The following is a 2,098-nucleotide window of genomic DNA, read 5'->3' on the forward strand; positions in this document are numbered from 1 at the left end:
CCTCGCATTCGTGCTGCTGGCCGCCGCTCACGCGGCGATGGCGGGCATCGAGGAGGCGCGTCCGCTGATCGCGGCGACCTACGAGCTTGCCGAGCATCGTTTCTGGGACGCCGCCGCCGGTCTCTACGCGGACGACGCGTCGCCGAACTGGATCGTGTCGACCTACCGCGGCCAGAACGCCAACATGCACATGACCGAGGCACTGCTCGCCGCATACGAAGCGACCGGCCATCTCACCTATCTCGACCGCGCGGAAAAGGTCGCGTCGCATATCACGCAACGACAGGCGGCGCTGTCGAACGGACTTGTCTGGGAGCACTATCACGCGGACTGGTCGGTCGACTGGGACTACAACCGGGAGGACAGTTCGAACATTTTCCGGCCGTGGGGTTTCCAGCCGGGACACCAGACCGAATGGGCGAAGCTGTTGCTGATCCTCGAACGGCACCGGCCGCGCGACTGGCTGCTGCCGCGCGCGACCGAGCTGTTCGACGCGGCGCTCACGCACGCGTGGGACAGCGATCACGGCGGGCTCTACTACGGCTTCGGCCCCGACTTCACGATCTGCGACCACAACAAGTACTTCTGGGTGCAGGCGGAAACCCTCGCCGCAGCCGCGATGCTCGGCGCGCGCAGCGGCAGCGAACGGTTCTGGGACTGGTACGACGAGATCTGGCGCTACAGCTGGACGTATTTCGTCGATCACCGCTACGGCGCGTGGTATCGGATCCTCACCTGCGACAACCGCAAGTACAGCGACGAAAAGAGTCCTGCCGGCAAGACCGACTATCACACGATGGGCGCATGCTACGACGTGCTCTCGACACTCGCGTGCGCCGCGCGCCGCGATCCGACGCAGTAGCGAGACGGCGCGCCGCCGGCCGGCGACGCATCCGCGCGCGCCGGTCGCGGATGCATGAACCGCTGTACATGTTGCGGCGCGGTGCTACGATGAAGTGTCCTTTTGCGGGAGAAGCATCATGGACATCAACACGTTCACAAAAGGCATCTATACGGCCAAGGCGCACACCCGGCAGGCCGGCAACGGCCAGTTCGAAGGCTACGTGATCCTGACCCGGGACGAGGGCGACATACCCGACAACACGGTCTACGATGTCGGCAGCACCAGCCCCAACGAGGAAGAAGCATTCGACGAGGCGAAGGCGCTCGCGCACCGGATTCTCGGCGAAATCGAACTGTGACGCGCAGGCCGCGTCCTCGCGCCGCCGCGCGGGCGCCGCGAACGGAGTCTCGCCGCCGTCACCGCGCCCCGCGCGTCAGGCGAGCCTCACCGCCATCGACACCAGCATCGTGATCAGCAGCGCCGACATGAACGGAAACGGATAACGCCGTGCGCCGAGCCTGAGCGTCACGTCGCCCGGCAGCCGTCCGACGCCGATCCTGCCGAGCCACGGCCAGCAGCGCGTCAGGATCATCATCGCGACGAACGACGCCATCAGCCAGCGCAGCATCGCCCGCTCCGGTCAGAGCGCGTGCGAGCGGTCGCCGCGCACGAACGATTCGAGCGTGCCGTCGATCCCGCGCGAAAACGCGATCACCTTGAACAGCTCGCCCATCTCGGCTTCCGAGATCAGCTTCTGCACAGCGTTCGCGGCGGGCAGGAATTCACGGACGTCGGACGGGTCGATCGCGGCGAGCGCGTCGGTGATGCCGGCGTTCAGCAGGAAACGCGCCTGCGACGTGTAGCCGAGCAGGTCGGCGCCCGTTGCGACACCCGCCTCGTAGATGCCGGAAAACTCGACGTGCGCGGTGATGTCCTGCAGGCCCGGATAGAGGAACGGATCGTCATGCGCACGATGCCGGTAGTGGCACATCAGCGTGCCGCGATCGCGCTGCGGATGGTAATACTCGTGCGCCGGAAAGCCATAGTCGATCAGGAACACCGCGCCCCGCGCCAGCATCGTGCACACGGTGCGCGTGAACGCGAGCGCCGCTTCGTGCGTTTCGGTCACATAGCCGTCGGGCATGTCGACGAGCGCGTCGAGTGCGCGCGGGACATCGGCGGCCGGTCGATCCTCGAACACGAACGCCTGCCGCGCATCGAGCGCGACGCCGCGCTCGCGCCACGCGCCGTCCG

The 2,098-nt window shown here is 66.8% G+C and carries 4 protein-coding genes; 2 read left to right on the top strand and 2 right to left on the bottom strand.

All coding sequences use genetic code 11. The features are described from left to right. The coding region (locus tag KH616_RS24405; protein ID WP_292253799.1) for an AGE family epimerase/isomerase at positions 1-862 on the top strand (862 nt) is incomplete at its 5' end. A gap of 118 nt (positions 863-980) precedes the next feature. Next, the gene (locus KH616_RS24410; RefSeq protein ID WP_292253801.1) at positions 981-1,202 is read left to right on the top strand and encodes a hypothetical protein; all 222 of its coding nucleotides are present in this window, start codon (positions 981-983) and stop codon (positions 1,200-1,202) included. 75 nt (positions 1,203-1,277) lie between these two features. Here the strand turns inward: KH616_RS24410 and KH616_RS24415 are convergent, their stop codons facing one another. Together KH616_RS24415 and KH616_RS24420 are read right to left on the bottom strand one after the other, a co-directional pair. Beyond that, positions 1,278-1,472: a DUF2905 domain-containing protein gene (locus KH616_RS24415; RefSeq protein ID WP_292253803.1), complete on the bottom strand. Its 195-nt coding sequence runs from the start codon at positions 1,470-1,472 to the stop codon at positions 1,278-1,280. A gap of 12 nt (positions 1,473-1,484) precedes the next feature. Then, the coding region (locus KH616_RS24420; RefSeq protein ID WP_292253805.1) for an SAM-dependent methyltransferase at positions 1,485-2,098 on the bottom strand (614 nt) is incomplete at its 5' end.

The organism is Burkholderia sp. (assembly GCF_018375725.1).
In the GTDB taxonomy this organism is placed as follows: Bacteria; Pseudomonadota; Gammaproteobacteria; order Burkholderiales; family Burkholderiaceae; genus Burkholderia.

What these genes read in the sequence shown, in the direction of transcription:
- KH616_RS24410 (WP_292253801.1), top strand. Translation starts at nt 981, where the DNA reads ATGGACATCAACACGTTCACAAAAGGCATCTATACGGCCAAGGCGCAC.
- KH616_RS24415 (WP_292253803.1), bottom strand. Translation starts at nt 1,472, where the DNA reads ATGCTGCGCTGGCTGATGGCGTCGTTCGTCGCGATGATGATCCTGACG.